Annotated in this window: 10 protein-coding genes and 2 pseudogenes; 9 read left to right on the top strand and 3 right to left on the bottom strand. The window is 46.5% G+C overall.

From position 1 onward, the window contains the following. The first annotated feature begins 8 nt into the window (after window positions 1-8). Genes FJU30_RS22975 through FJU30_RS22955 form a run of 5 tightly spaced genes read left to right on the top strand, consistent with a single transcriptional unit; the run spans window position 9 to window position 4,528 of the window. Window positions 9-695: a TIGR03759 family integrating conjugative element protein gene (locus tag FJU30_RS22975; RefSeq protein WP_150437301.1), complete on the top strand. Its 687-nt coding sequence runs from the start codon at window positions 9-11 to the stop codon at window positions 693-695. Then, the gene (locus FJU30_RS22970; RefSeq protein ID WP_150437300.1) at window positions 671-1,186 is read left to right on the top strand and encodes a lysozyme family protein; all 516 of its coding nucleotides are present in this window, start codon (window positions 671-673) and stop codon (window positions 1,184-1,186) included. The genes FJU30_RS22975 and FJU30_RS22970 overlap by 25 nt, the downstream gene beginning before the upstream one ends. Window positions 1,187-1,231: 45 nt before the next feature. Continuing rightward, a complete protein-coding gene (locus tag FJU30_RS22965; protein WP_150437299.1) occupies window positions 1,232-1,729 on the top strand; it encodes an integrating conjugative element protein in 498 nt (165 codons plus the stop codon). Beyond that, the gene (gene traD, locus FJU30_RS22960; protein WP_150437298.1) at window positions 1,726-3,837 is read left to right on the top strand and encodes a type IV conjugative transfer system coupling protein TraD; all 2,112 of its coding nucleotides are present in this window, start codon (window positions 1,726-1,728) and stop codon (window positions 3,835-3,837) included. The genes FJU30_RS22965 and traD overlap by 4 nt, the downstream gene beginning before the upstream one ends. After that, entirely contained in the window at window positions 3,830-4,528 is a 699-nt protein-coding gene (locus FJU30_RS22955; RefSeq protein ID WP_150437297.1) for a TIGR03747 family integrating conjugative element membrane protein, read from the top strand. Before traD ends, FJU30_RS22955 begins: the two co-directional genes overlap by 8 nt. A gap of 2,030 nt (window positions 4,529-6,558) precedes the next feature. Here the strand turns inward: FJU30_RS22955 and FJU30_RS22950 are convergent. Then, a pseudogene (locus FJU30_RS22950) lies at window positions 6,559-7,453 on the bottom strand (IS5 family transposase). A 653-nt stretch (window positions 7,454-8,106) separates the two neighbouring features. Here FJU30_RS22950 and FJU30_RS22945 point away from each other — a divergent pair. From FJU30_RS22945 to licT, 4 genes are all read left to right on the top strand, one after another. Next, the gene (locus FJU30_RS22945; protein ID WP_150437296.1) at window positions 8,107-9,498 is read left to right on the top strand and encodes a PTS transporter subunit EIIC; all 1,392 of its coding nucleotides are present in this window, start codon (window positions 8,107-8,109) and stop codon (window positions 9,496-9,498) included. 43 nt (window positions 9,499-9,541) lie between these two features. After that, window positions 9,542-10,507, top strand: a complete 966-nt coding sequence (locus tag FJU30_RS22940) for a Gfo/Idh/MocA family protein (protein WP_150437295.1) — start codon at window positions 9,542-9,544, stop codon at window positions 10,505-10,507. Window positions 10,508-10,509: 2 nt separating this feature from the next. After that, a complete protein-coding gene (locus FJU30_RS22935; protein WP_223881672.1) occupies window positions 10,510-11,544 on the top strand; it encodes a Gfo/Idh/MocA family oxidoreductase in 1,035 nt (344 codons plus the stop codon). A 206-nt stretch (window positions 11,545-11,750) separates the two neighbouring features. Continuing rightward, window positions 11,751-12,587: a BglG family transcription antiterminator LicT gene (licT, locus tag FJU30_RS22930; RefSeq protein WP_150437372.1), complete on the top strand. Its 837-nt coding sequence runs from the start codon at window positions 11,751-11,753 to the stop codon at window positions 12,585-12,587. Between the two features lie 111 nt (window positions 12,588-12,698). Here the strand turns inward: licT and FJU30_RS22925 are convergent. After that, window positions 12,699-13,847 (bottom strand): annotated as a pseudogene (locus FJU30_RS22925) (IS3 family transposase). 236 nt (window positions 13,848-14,083) lie between these two features. Continuing rightward, complete coding sequence (locus FJU30_RS26925; protein WP_172290870.1) at window positions 14,084-14,251, bottom strand: hypothetical protein; 168 nt, start codon at window positions 14,249-14,251, stop codon at window positions 14,084-14,086. Window positions 14,252-14,507: the final 256 nt, after the last annotated feature.

Raw genomic sequence — 14,507 nt, 5'->3', positions numbered from 1 at the left:
GAGGCGACATGAAAATCCTGCCCTTGTTGTTCGCCTGCGCCATACCACTGGCGCAGGCCGCCACCGAAACCGCCACGGACACCACCCGCAGCGCTGAAAAACCGTTGTCCACGCTCTCAGGCGCACAACGCTGGGGACTGACGCCGGAAGAATGGACGCGCTACGAACAACTCAAACGCGGCGAACGCGGCATCTGGTCGCCGGATCTCGATCCGCTCACCACACTCGGCGTGGAGGCCGCCACCGATGCCGAGCGCCGTAAATACGCCGACCTGCTGGTCGAAAAAGAGTTTCAGCGGGTGGAAAAAGAGCTGGCGTTTCAACGCGCCTACGACGCTGCGTGGAAACGCCGCTTCCCGGATGTGCTGCCGGTAGCCGCAGCCTCGCTCCCGACTGCGCATGAAGACAGCCGTCTGGCGGTTTTTGTGTCGGAAAACTGTCCGGCCTGCGATACCCGGCTCAGCGTCCTGCTTCAATCCGACCATCCGCTCGACCTCTATCTGGTCGACAGCAACAACGATGATGCCCGCCTGCGGCGCTGGGCCATCAGCAAACGTATTGATATTACGCGGGTGAAGCGCAGGGAAATTACCCTCAACCATGACGGCGGGCGCTGGATGCAAAATGGCCAGGGGAAAATGCCTGCGGTACTCGAACGCCGGGGGGACGCATGGCTGCCCGTTACCACACCCTGATATCCCTGTTTTTGCTGCCGTTCGCGCTGTCCGTCCATGCGGCGCCGGATATTCCCTATGGCTACCGGCAGGTCGCCTGGCTGAACAAGGTTCCGGCTGATCTTCTCTACGCCGTCGCGCTGACGGAAAGCGGCGCCCGCCTGGCGCAGGACGTCAGACCATGGCCATGGACGCTCAACGTAGCTGGAAAAGGTTACCGCTATGCCACCCGACAGCAAGCCTGCGCCGCCCTGCACCGGTTCCTGCGCACCACCAGCCCAAAGCGCATTGATGCCGGACTGGGACAAATCAATCTCGGCTGGAACGGCCACCATTTTTCCCATCCCTGTGAGGCGCTTGCGCCGTATCCCAATCTGCACCTCACCGCTACGTTGCTGCGCCGCCACTACGACAAATGGCAGAGCTGGCCCGAAGCCGTCGGACGCTACCACCGCCCGGCAGGCGGAAAACCGGCGCAACGCTATCGCCAGCAGGTTTTCCGTCACCTGTAATCTCCGCCATGAACTCATGAAATCAGAAAATAAGGAATTCATGCCATGCTGAAAGCCTTTTCCCCAACCATCGTTCTGCTTGCTACCACATTTCAGGCTGGCGCGTCACCGATCGTCATCGCCGATCTTGGCGGCGAATCCACCGCCCCGCTATTCAGCGCCATTGCGCCTGAACCGGACGCACCCGCCTCTTCTTCCGCACTTCCTGTTCCTTTACCGGAAGCCGTTTTCCCCGTTCTTTCCTCACGTCTGCATCCCGGCCCCGTCACACCGCGCCGATTGTCGCTGCCGGGCATGACACCGCTGTTTTTAATCGGCGACGACCCCCTTTCTGTGCAATGGCTGGGTAAAAACAAAACGAAGCTGACATCACTGAACGCCACCGGGCTGGTCGTCAGCGTGGCGTCCGCAGAACGTTTACGCGCACTGCGTGAAAAAGCGGGCGATCTTACGCTGCTCCCCGTCAACGGCGACGATTTGGCGCAGCGTCTGCAACTGGCTGCGTATCCGGTGCTCATCACGGCGTCCGGGCTGTCGCAATGAGCGACCGTCACGTCATCGAAACCCTGTTGCGTCCGGCAGTGGAACTCTACAGCGCCGCAGCGGGTCTGGCGGCAGGCGCCATCTGTCTGGTCGCGCCGTGGTCACTGATGCTCTCGCCTTCCGTCAGCTATCCGCTGGCCGGGGGCTTTCTGCTGTTTGCCGGATTCAGAGGACGGCAAGGGCTGACCATTTTGCGCTATCGACGCAATATTCGCCGGCTGCCGTGTTATGTAATGTCCAGCGATCGGGTGCCGGTCAGCCGCCACCTGCTGTTTATCGGACGCGGATTTCGCTGGGAGCAAAAACACACCCAGCGCCTGCATACCTGCCGACGACCGGAAGTCTCCAAATACGTGCATCCTCACTGGTTGTATCAACAGGCCCGGAAACTGGAAAAAGTCTGCGATGCGCCATTTCCTATTGTCCGACGCTGTCTCTCCCACAACCACTGGCTGAACCCGGTACGCCCGCTGCCCCCGGTTGGCGGCAGCCCCCTGCTGCACGGCATCGAACTGCATGAAACCGACGTCACCCTGCCGCTGGGCGAGCGTGTCGGTCATACTCTGGTCATGGGCACCACCCGCGTGGGCAAAACCCGGCTGGCAGAACTGTTTATTACGCAAGATATCCGCCGTGGCGAGGTCGTGATCATTTTTGATCCGAAAGGTGACGCGGATTTACTGCGCCGGACTTACGCTGAAGCGAAACGCGCCGGTCGCGAAGATGAATTTTACGTCTTCCATCTCGGCTGGCCGGATATCAGCGCGCGCTATAACGCCATCGGGCGATTTGGCCGTATCTCTGAAGTGGCCGGGCGTATCGCTGGACAGCTTTCCAGCGAGGGGGATAGCGCCGCATTTAAAGAGTTTGCGTGGCGATTTGTAAATATTATCGCTCGCGCCCTGATTGAACTGGGTCATCGACCGGACTACCTGCAAATCTCCCGGCACGTTATCAATATCGACGATCTGTTTATCCGCTATGCGCAGTATTACCTGCCAAAACATGAACCCAAAGCCTGGGATGTTATTGCGCAGATAGCCGGGAAAGTGACCGACAAAAATACGCCGCGTAATCTACAGGGTCGGGATAACTATGTCGTGGCGCTGGAGCAGTATCTGGCCGCAACACGGCTCTATGATCCCATTCTGGACGGTCTGCGCTCAGCGGTGCGTTATGATAAGACGTATTTTGATAAAATCGTGGCCTCATTACTGCCGTTATTAGAAAAGTTGACTACCGGGAAAACGGCGCAATTACTGGCCCCTTCGTACAGCGATCTGGACGATCCCCGCCCGATATTCGACTGGCAGCAGATCATCCGTAAGCGCGGTATTGTGTACGTGGGGCTGGACGCATTATCCGATACCGACGTAGCCGCCGCCGTGGGTAACAGTATGTTCGCCGATCTGGTCAGCGTTGCCGGATATATTTATAAATTCGGCGTCAATGATGGCCTGCCTGAGGATGAAAGCCAGACAAAAGTCCCGATTAATCTCCATTGCGACGAATTCAGCGAACTGATGGGCGATGAATTTATTCCGTTGATTAACAAAGGCGGCGGCGCAAATATCCAGGTCACCGCTTACACCCAAACGCTGAGTGATATTGAAGCTCGTCTCGGCAATGCGGCAAAAGCCCGGCAGGTTATCGGCAACTTCAACAATCTGATCATGCTGCGCGTGCGCGAAACCGCCACTGCAGAGCTGATGACCGCGCAGTTACACAATGTGGACGTGCTGACCAATACGGTCATCTCGGGCGTCACTGATTCCTCCAATCCCGATCATGAATCGGATTTTATCAGCAATACTCAGGATCGCGTCAGTGCCGTCAGCGTGCCGCTTATCGACCCGGCTGCATTGATCCAGCTTCCGAAAGGACAAGCTTTCGCTCTGTTGGAAGGCGGGCAATTATGGAAAATCAGGATGCCGCTACCCGCAGCAATTGACGACACCTTTATGCCAGACAGTGTCCTGCAACTGACGGAATATATGAAAGCTAGTTATCGTACCGGGGAGCAATGGTGGAATAGCGCAACACTCCCCGATACCGTCCCCCATCATGCAGATTTGCTGTCCACACTACAGGAAGGAATGGATGAGTGAGACCCCGAACCAGCCTGTTGCCCACCCAAAAGGAGTACTTTCCACGCTGTTGTCGAGTCTGGGAAAGATCTGCGCAGCGCTTATCGGTTCGTTGTTTTTCAGCCTGATTGTTGAATGGCTGGGGATCGCTTTTCTTTGGTCCGAACAAGGCGCGGAACACAGCCGTATAATGATGGAGACGGAATTAAACTGGTTTGCGGAAAATGTCACCCGGAGTTTGCTAATGTCGGATCCGGTGAACCAACTGGATATTATTCTGGGTAAAACATGGCAGTGGGTATTTATGGATACCGGATTCGTTCCCTGGCTGGAACAGCTACGCCATAAACAAGACAGCGACTGGTTTTACTGGTTAGACAGTTATGTCAAAGCAACGATTTATATCACGCTGACCTTTGTACTGAGAGTATTTATTCTGCTATTAACCTCTCTACTCTTTATCCTCGCGGCGCTGACTGGGATCGTTGACGGACTGGTGCGTCGTGATATTCGCCGTTTCGGCTGTGGATACGAGTCCGGCTTTATCTATCATCACGCCAAAAGAACCATTATCCCGACGTTTTTTCTGGCGTGGATGATTTATCTTTCATTGCCGTCCTCCATCAATCCCTGCGTGATTTTATTGCCGGCGGCATTTCTGCTGGGGGTGACGGTTTCAATTACAGTGGGGGCGTTTAAGAAATACATGTGAACATCTAAATAAAATAACTTTCACCTTGATGCTTCACGTCTAATCGTGCGAGACCTGTTATGATCTACATGTGTAGCGCTATTATGCGAAGCTATTTAATATAATGCGAGCACCAAACATGAGAAACATCTAACTTACAATCTATTTCTATTAAAATGCCACACACCAACAGAAATCCGCTCCAGGCAACAATTTCCCGAAACAAATAAACATAGCCTACAGATGAAACTGGAAAGATGATAACATTTGAATTGGTTATTAACCGGATTAGGCGATGAGCCATTATTTTCTGGCGAAAAAAAAATCCAACACACCTTATATATAGAAGTGGATATTTCATATAAAAACACTGACAATACCAGTTATAACAAAATATTCAACATCAGAGAACATGATTATAAGAAATAATCACCACCAATAGATTGAATTATATAATAATGAGTATCCTACTATTCATAACAACCAGATTTTTATAAAAAGACTATTCCGCCATACTATAGCAAATGATAAAATCAACAAACATATGGGGGAGGATACTAATATGTATAGAGAAGAGTATACAAGATCGATTGTAAGAGACCCCGGGAAATAGAATCAACGTGTAACTGTGAAGATATATTACCGAATATGGAACGAGTGAGAATGATTCTTCACCATTAATTCACCAGATTTAATCACTATTTTCTGAGCATATAAATCGAGAATAAACCCACTTATCTCCTAGCTTTGAGGGGGTAGGTAGAATCAGTAATATTGGTTCATCGGCAACGGATCTAAATATAAAATAGCTCATATTACCTATTGGCAGCATGGGGGCCTGGCAAACCAGTAGAAATATTTAGGCGAAATGTTTTTTTTCTATCCCCAATGATATATCAGAACAACAAGCAGCTATCGGTCATATTAATTCCATGACAGCATTATTAATCACGTCAGAAAGATTACCACTTAGAGATAACGTAAATCTTATAATTAATGCGGCTAATTCATCGATTGGAAGAATGCTTATTCGCATCGCCAACTGCATGAAAAAAAACCAAATAACCATCATAAGACATAGGCCTGAAAAAGGTTTTATTAATAATTACACAGTCTACAGCATCATAATACTTGGCAATAGGAACTACTATAATGAACTTAATTAAATAAAAAATCAGATGGTGTTGACGCCGTACTTGATTGTGTGGGTGGATATGATGCTATGTGCACATCTTATGCACTAAAACGTGGAGGGCAATTCATTCATTATGGTTTTTTATCTGACTAGAGTGTTCCACCTTCGTTTTGGAAAGAGAGGCCTGATATTGATTTTCCTCATTTTCACCTTAAGCATTGAATTCACGTAACTGAGAACAACTCAATACAAGATAAAATTAATGAGGTAATGAAACTCATAAAGGACAATGTTATATACAAAAATACATCGAATACATTTGACATTAAAGATGTCTCCATATATCATCAATTTAATAACAACAAGAAAAACCAAAGGAAAATTATTATTCAGGTATTGTTCTCCTTGTAATACACCTTTTTTATTTGGCGACAACGAATGACTACATCATGAAAACACAAGTTCCTTTCTGGACTTTTCTCTTCAACTAACCTACTCATAACGTTGCTCCCCCCAAAAAAACGTATTGTTATTTTATAAAATGCATAAATTGGAAGATCTTCATTAGGCACCAAATAGGGGAAAACAGGCCGGTCCCCAGAGATCCATCGCGACATGAGGGCAAAATTGGCCTAAACTAATGGCAAGTAAGTTCAGTAGCAGAGTGATAAGAGATTCTCGCTGGAAATGTGAAAGTAGTTATCATCGCAGAACATTCGATCTACGTTTTCCGACCGCAGATATTATCCTATGGTTGGATACATCACATATTCATGAAACGTATTGCAATTATGTCTCTGCGTAACAAACAACGCTCTGATTTACCTGATGGCTGTTCCGAGAAAATTGATGCAATATCTGGCTTTGTTGAATAATTCAGAGCCAGCCAACAGCAGGGTTCCCACCGATGCACTCGTTATGCGATCCTGACGCTGTCCTGCATCCCCAACAACGTCATCCGGTTAAGCGCTTTAACCATTGCCATCGCTTCGCCTGCCTGCGCGTCATAATCCCGCAGGCTCAGATGACCGCCCAGAGGGTTTTGATTCGGAATCATCGTCGTTTCTGCCACTGAATGCCGGTGATAACCAGCTTTATTTTTCCAGGTATCATTACTGCCGCTCAGATACTGATTCGCCACGGCGCGGTTACACTCTTGGTACTTGTCTGCCGGTAGTGCGCACCGCTTCGTGGCGGAATAAGTGGCCTGATTTTTTTCCTCAGCAACCCATCATGACAGTAACGGGTGTCATAAGCACCGTCAGCTAATGCTTCCCTGATTTTCCGGTAGGTCTGGTTAATCAGTCCCGGCAGTGCCTGCGCATCTGTCGTACCGCTGAGCGATAAATCGGCACAGATAATATCATGCGTTGTACTGTCCGCGGCCAGATGACGCTTGCACTATACTCTGTGCCTGTCAGCCCCATGCTGCCTGACTTTCCATTCGCCTTCGCCGAAGACTTTCAGTCCGGTGGCGTCAATGTCGAGGTGGGAGATTTCGCCACGGGTAGGCATTTTTATACTGATATTGACGCCCTTTGCTCGTTTGCTGACCAGAGAGTAATCCGGGCAACATAATACAGGTCATTAATTTAAAAATAGAGTCAATGAAGCCCTGTAATGCCCGGAGCGAAAGGTTAAACACATCAGAACCGTTGTGATGGCCATATCGGTGTAGTGAAACGGTCGGCCACGACCTTCAGGGTGAGCACAATCAGTCCATGCACGAGCCACCCAGTCAGGGAGGCACGCTGCCTGAGCGCATTGTTGTAGGCAGACCAGTTGGAAATTTTAAACTTTTGCTTTGCCATGGCAGCCCACTGTTGAAACGACTTTCGTGATAAGATCCGCCAATCGCCTAAAAGTTCGATTTATTCAACTAAGCCGCAATATTTATGTCGTTCCTTCGATATGAATGGCACTCCAATCGTTATGAACGACCAGCTATAGAGACTGACCGGCGAGCGAAGGAGGCGAGTATTCCTGTTATCCATCAACACAGTAAATCGAAGTCCACAGATTTGTTTCTGTGATTACGTCATGATCCCCGAAATTCCGATAAGGCTTCATCTGATACAGATTGCAAAAATCAGGATGTGTTCTCTACAGTGACCCAAGATACGCTTCTCCACATTCAACCTAAAATCTTTCATTTTCAATAAAATTCAATTAATTAGCGTCGTCACCACAATATACTAAGTTATTTAATACGCCCTTCACGGAAGCCACATCGATGTAAGTCAGATATCTACATATATTCAGTTAGTGATGAGACCTTGATCACAATATTGTGTTGATTACATTGTCAATACCAGTTTTTTATTAAATTATACATGTGGATTGTGACTGCAAAGCGGATTGTGGCTGCATAGCGGGCAAAACCTGATTTGGCGAAGTTTCTATTTCAATAGGAATTTCGCCAAATCAGGTTTTTTTTTCCTAAAAATAAAGGCGGGTTTTTATTATGAAAACGGTGGACTCAACATCAGCCATACTGCGTGAAATAGGTGGAGTCGAGAACATTGTTTCACTATCCCATTGCATGACACGTTTAAGATTTGTATTAATAAATGACGATACAATTGACGATGTACGCGTTAAAAATATCGCAGGCGTAATGGGGATATCCCGCCGAGGCGGACAATATCAGATAATAGTTGGGACGGATGTATCTCGGTTTTACGCCGATTTAATGAAATTAATATCAGTAAATGATAATGCTGACCAGTTAGTCCTGCCAAAAGAAAACCTATCAGAACGCGGCAAATCGTTGTCAATCAAACAAATTGGCAACGCAATCCTTGATGTTATTACCGGAACCATGAGCTCCCTGCTGCCGGTGCTTATTGGCTGCGGAATGATTAAGATAGTTATCCTGCTTTTGGACTTATTCAATATATCGACAGAATATCCCACGATCAAGATCCTCAGCATTATCAGTGATACGGCATTTTACTTTATGCCTATCATGGTGGCCTATTCGGCTGCGGTGAGGATGAAATGCAGCCCGTTGTTATCAGTCGCCACCGTGAGTATTCTTATTCATCCTGATCTTATTTCGATGTTTACACAAGGGAATTCGTCATTTTTAACCATTCCTGTGGTAGCTTCGCATTATGCTTCGTCAGTTATTCCCGCCTTTCTTATCGTATGGTTTTTATCTATCATAGAACCTATTGCCGATAAGTATATTTCAGGATGGGCTAAAACAATTTTAAAACCCATGTTGATACTGCTAGTTTGCGTCCCTGTTTCATTGATTCTGCTGGCGCCATTGGGAAATATTATTGGCTCGGGGATCGCGTCGGTAATTATTTCGGCCAGCCAGGGAAGTTTCAGTTGGCTGACGTTGGGTATCTTTTCAGCAGTATTGCCGTTTTTTATCGTTACCGGCATGCATTGGGCGATGGTGCCCTATATGATTAGCTCAATGGGAACAAGCGGACACGAGTCCATTGTATTACCGGCCATGTTGGCGGTAAATATCGGATTTTCCGCCGCCAGTGCGGCCGTCGCCTGGAAAACTAAAAATACCAATCTGAAAGCCATTTCGATTTCCGGATTCATCACCGCAGCGATATCCGGCATAACCGAACCCGTTATTTATGGCGTGGCGTTAAAACTTCGCAAGCCCTTCATTGCAACGATGATTGGGTCAGGGATAACGGGTATCTTTATCGGTGTGGTGTCACTTAAAGCATATGCATTCAGCGTGCCCTCTTTGGTAGCGATATTAATGTTTATGAAAAGCAGCGAGTATGCCAATTTAATTTACGCGGTAACTGCGGCGGTAATGTCTTTCATACTATGTTTTACCATGACATTAGTTTTGGGATGGAATGACCCTGAAGATTAATGAAAATCCATTTAGATTTTTAAATAAAGAGCAGAGATAATCTATGAAAATTGGAATTATCGGCACCGGAATGATCGTTAATGATTTACTGACCACGGTCAACGAGTTGGATATCAAATTAGTCGCTATTTTGGCAACAGAAGCCACGATTGAAGAAGGTCGTAAATTAAGCGATGCCTATGGAATTGAGCATGTTTTTATTGACTATAACAGCTTGCTACAGAGCGATGTCGACACTATCTATATCGCTCTCCCGAATCATTTACATTTCGTCTTTGCAAAACAAGCGCTGGAAAAAGGAAAACACGTCATTATTGAAAAGCCGATTGTTCCTTATAAATCCGAGCTTATTGAAATGCAACAGATCGCTCAGGCTAACAACCTGATAATTCTTGAGGCAATGAATATTCATTACCTTCCTGCATTTACGTTACTGAAAGAAAAAATCAAGATATTGGGTGAAATAAAAATCGCTCAATTTAATTACAGCCAGTACTCATCAAGATACGCAGATTTCAAGAAAGGTATAATTCATCCAGCATTCGATGCGCAAAAGCATGGCGGCGCATTAATGGATTTGAACATTTATAACATACATTCCATTATTGGATTATTCGGTTCGCCAAAAGCATCGCAATACTTTTCAAATGTAGAGAAAGGCGTCGACACCAGCGGGATTCTCTATTTAGACTATGGTAAATTCAAAGTGTCCAGCATTGGCGCAAAAGATTGTAAAGCGCCGATTATGATATCGATTCAAGGAACTGAAGGTAATATTACTATAGAAAGCTCTATGAACGTTCTTAAATCATTCACTCTGAATAAAAACACGGGTGAATCGGAGTTAATTGATAGTAACGATAACAAACACCGACTATATTATGAGTTTGAAACATTTTCTCATATCATAGATAATTTGGATTATGAGCGCGCTCATGCTATGTTGGACGTCAGTTTACAAGCCTTGGATATTATTGATTCCGCACGAATCAATAAAGGGGGATATTAAGAATGAAAAGCAATAAGATGCTTACCGTCGGTTATATCGGAAATGGTAAAAGTACCAATAGATACCATTTACCCTTTGTATTACAGAGAAAAGACAAATTTCATGTAAAAACGATTTACTCCCCCAATAAAGGGAAAAAAGACTGGGTGGAGATCCCCGATGTCACATACACAAACGAAATTAATGTTCTGTTAAATGATGCCGATATTGATCTGATTGTGATCTGTACGCCCGCCGTCACCCATTACGAACTGGCAAAACAAGTTCTTAATGCCAATAAGCATTGTCTGGTGGAAAAACCCTTCACTCACACCACCAGCCAGGCAAAAGAATTATTCGAATTGGCGAAAAACAAAAATCGAGTAATTCAATGTTATCAAAACAGAAGATTGGACAGTGATTTTCTTACTACCCAGAAAGTCATTGAATCAGGAAAATTAGGCGATCTGCTGGAAGTAGAAATGCACTATGACTATTATCGTCCCTACTTCCCGGAACAATGTAAAAATTATGCACAGATCGATAGCTACCTATACGGTCATGGATGTCATACATTAGATCAAGTATTATCTTATTTTGGTAATCCCGATCGTATTCATTATGATGTTCGCCAGTTGCTTGGCGAGGGCAGAATGAATGATTACTTTGATCTGGACTTATATTACGGCATTGTTAAAGTATCGGTAAAATCCAGTTTCTTCAGAGTAAAAGAACGCCCCAGTTTTGTCGTATATGGCAAACACGGAATGTTCATCAAAGAGAAAAAAGATCGGCAGGAAGAACATTTAAAACTTTTTTACTTACCCGATCACGACGACTTTGGCGTAGATAATCCCAGCGACTATGGAACCATCATTTATTATGATGATGAAGGTACTTATCATGAAGAGAAAGTCACTTCCGAAGTAGGCGATTATGGACGTATTTATGATATGCTTTATGAGTCCATCGTGAGTGGTAAAGAAAAATTTGTTTCTGATGAACAAACGATATTGCAAATATCCGTCCTGGAGGAAGGAACGGCTCACCTAAAATAATCGTTATCTTGGGAATGAAGTTATTTTCAACACTTCATTTCCTATTTTTCCGTTATGCGACTATTCTAACCTCCCGGCTTAGTTGAATGAAAATACTGGATGTTGCTTCATATTGAATTAAAAAAATAAAGTGCTATTTTAGCATGCATATCTGTTACTTTATTGGCAGGTAAACCTGAATCTTTCAGATTTTTTCTGAGGTTATGATGAAAATTGCCAAAGTCATTAACCACAACATTGTTGTGGTCTTGGACGAAAACCATCGAGAGCAGGTCGTTATGGGGCTCGGCATAGGATTTAAAAAAAAAACCAACGATATGCTTGATGACAGAAAAGTTGAAAAAATATTTTCTTTAAAAAATGATGAAATCACGTTCAGATTAAGCGAGCTACTCGGCCAGATTCCTATTGAAGTGATGACGACATGCGATCGTATTATCAACGTATCAAAGCAAAAACTGGGGGAATTGCAGGAAAATATTTATATCTCACTTACCGATCACTGCTACTCCGCGCTTGAACGCCATAAGAAAGGCATCAATATCCGCAACGTATTGTTATGGGAAATAAAACGTCTTTATCCTAAAGAATATCAACTGGGTCTTGAAGCGATTGATATCATTGACAATCGTCTTGGCGTCAGAATGACTGAGGATGAAGCGGGCTTCATTGCATTACATCTGGTCACTGCTCAACTCGGTCATGAAATGCCAGAAGTAATCCACATTACTCAAATAGTAAATGAAGTTCTGGATATCACGAAATATCAGCTCAATTTGGAGTATAAAGAGGATAACTTAAGTTACCATCGCTTTGTTACTCATCTAAAGTTCTTTGCGCAACGGATGCTGAACCGCTCTACGGTTCAGGATGACGATACCAATTTACACTCTGCGATCAAAATCAATTATAGTCAAGCGTGGGAATGTGCGGAAAAGATTAAAGCGCATCTGCTGAATCACTATCAGTATGAATTAACAATAGAAGAAGTGATGTTTCTTGCCATTCATATCGAACAGATTCGTAAAGATAACCGGTGCTAAGTCGAACATGATAACAACTGCAAGGAATTAAGGTTATACGTAATCTGGTTTGTCGTCTTTAAGCGTATCGTTACTCCTGACTGATCTTGCCCAGCAACGGTGGACACAGCCTTAAGCGAGGTTTCTTTCCTCAAATTGCACCGGGCTTAGCCCGCCGTTGGCACTATGCCGTCGGCGCCAATTGTAGTCTATCTCGAATACTCGAATACCGCCGATTTCATCTCCTCCCGCGTGTTGAACCTCTCTCCGTGGATTAGCTCCACTTTCAGGCTGTGGAAGAAGCTTTCCGCACAGGCGTTATCAAAACAACAGCCCTTTGCGCTCATACTGCATATCAGTCCATTGTCTTTTATAACACCCTGATAATCATGGGAACAATACTGGCTACCTCTGTCAGAATGAACTATCACGCCTCGCGGCATCTTTCGCCGCCACAGCGCCATTTTCAACGTATTGCACGCCAGTTCCGCCGTCATTCGTTCCGACATTGACCAACACACCACCCGACGCGAATACAGGTCGATAACCACCGCCAGGTACAGCCAGCCTTCCTCTGTCCACAGATAGGTGATATCCCCAACGTACTTCTGGTCCGGCCCCGTTGCACTGAAGTCCTGTTGCAACAGGTTCGGCGCCACCGGCAGGTTATGCCGGCTGTTTGTCGTGGCTTTGAACTTACGCGCCGCTCTGGCCCGTAATCCCTGACGTCACAGACTGGCTGCCACCGTTTTACGGTTCCAGCCATGGCCGGCTTCACGCAACGCCTGCGTCAAACGGGGCGCGCCATAGCGCTGTTTTGCCTGTATAAAAGCTTGCGCCACCCGCTCATCACACTGCTGGCGGCGCATCTGCCGCAGCGAGGAGGATTGCCGGCGCTTCAGCCACTGCGCGAGACACGCAACACCCGGGCCAGGCTTTTCACTGAGAACGCCGCCTGATGTTGGTGTATAAAAGCGTACTTCACTTCAGGCGTCTGGCGAAGTAGGTGGCCGCCTTTTGGAGGATGGCCAGTTCCTCATCCCGCTCGGCCAGTTGGCGCTTGAGGCGGGCGATTTCTGTTGCCTGTTGCTGCTCACGCTCAGAGGTGGAGCCCTGCTGACGTTGTTTACTGCGCCAGACGTAGAGTTGAGAGTCGTGCAGGCCGAGCGCCCGGGCAGCTTTGGCCACACCGATGCGCTCAGCCAGCGCCAGCGCCTGCTGGCGAAATTCCGGGGTATATTGATTACGGGATGTCTTCTTCACAGATTTTGCTTGCGTCATGGTTCACCTTGTTAACGATTTTACTCGCTTAACAGCGTGTCCACTATTCGTGGGTAGGATCAGACAGCTCAAAGTCCGACGTACTGGTCAGTGGGAAAAACAGTGTTGTGCTCCGATTGATTAACCGATACGGAGAAATTTATGAGAATGTTTTGGTTCGTCATTACCTGCGCCATCTATCAACCAAACACGCAAAATCAAGTGCTCGTCGCTCCATAACTCTCAGCTGTTTATAGTTAGGCAAAATTCTCTTCAACAAGACTGACACTGACGCCCCTAGCTGGCAGAACAAGCGACTGGTTTTTCATCACAAAATTGCCACTCAACAATGCTTTTCTATCTTCCCACGAATAGATCACTTCTATCGCCTTCGCTGAGGTAGTAAAACTGAAAAATACCGCCATACCCTGTACCATTGATACAGCACTGGGCAATCGGCAGGATGCTAAATTACTGATAGTTCACCACCCATTCGACTTTTTACTAGCGCCAAAATTTCCGTTTCGTCCTCCGGCGATAGAACCTGAAATGCTAAATAGCTTATATGGACACCTCCCCGATACAAGTACGGGCAGATCTTTTTCTGACAAAGTAGCCACACACATATATCCGGCTTCGTGAGCCCTGATGAACATCCGCACTCTCTGCCCTCATTAGTGC

The sequence above is a fragment of the Affinibrenneria salicis genome, from assembly GCF_008710095.1.
Note: the sequence above shows the minus strand (reverse complement) of the source record. Positions and strands in the feature narration are given on the sequence as shown.

Coding starts and splice junctions, on each gene's coding strand:
- FJU30_RS22940 (WP_150437295.1), top strand. CDS start 9,542: ATGAAAATTGGAATTATCGGCACCGGAATGATCGTTAATGATTTACTG.
- traD (WP_150437298.1), top strand. CDS start 1,726: ATGAGCGACCGTCACGTCATCGAAACCCTGTTGCGTCCGGCAGTGGAA.
- FJU30_RS26925 (WP_172290870.1), bottom strand. CDS start 14,251: ATGGCGGTATTTTTCAGTTTTACTACCTCAGCGAAGGCGATAGAAGTG.
- FJU30_RS22975 (WP_150437301.1), top strand. CDS start 9: ATGAAAATCCTGCCCTTGTTGTTCGCCTGCGCCATACCACTGGCGCAG.
- licT (WP_150437372.1), top strand. CDS start 11,751: ATGAAAATTGCCAAAGTCATTAACCACAACATTGTTGTGGTCTTGGAC.
- FJU30_RS22955 (WP_150437297.1), top strand. CDS start 3,830: ATGAGTGAGACCCCGAACCAGCCTGTTGCCCACCCAAAAGGAGTACTT.
- FJU30_RS22935 (WP_223881672.1), top strand. CDS start 10,510: ATGAAAAGCAATAAGATGCTTACCGTCGGTTATATCGGAAATGGTAAA.
- FJU30_RS22945 (WP_150437296.1), top strand. CDS start 8,107: ATGAAAACGGTGGACTCAACATCAGCCATACTGCGTGAAATAGGTGGA.
- FJU30_RS22965 (WP_150437299.1), top strand. CDS start 1,232: ATGCTGAAAGCCTTTTCCCCAACCATCGTTCTGCTTGCTACCACATTT.
- FJU30_RS22970 (WP_150437300.1), top strand. CDS start 671: ATGGCTGCCCGTTACCACACCCTGATATCCCTGTTTTTGCTGCCGTTC.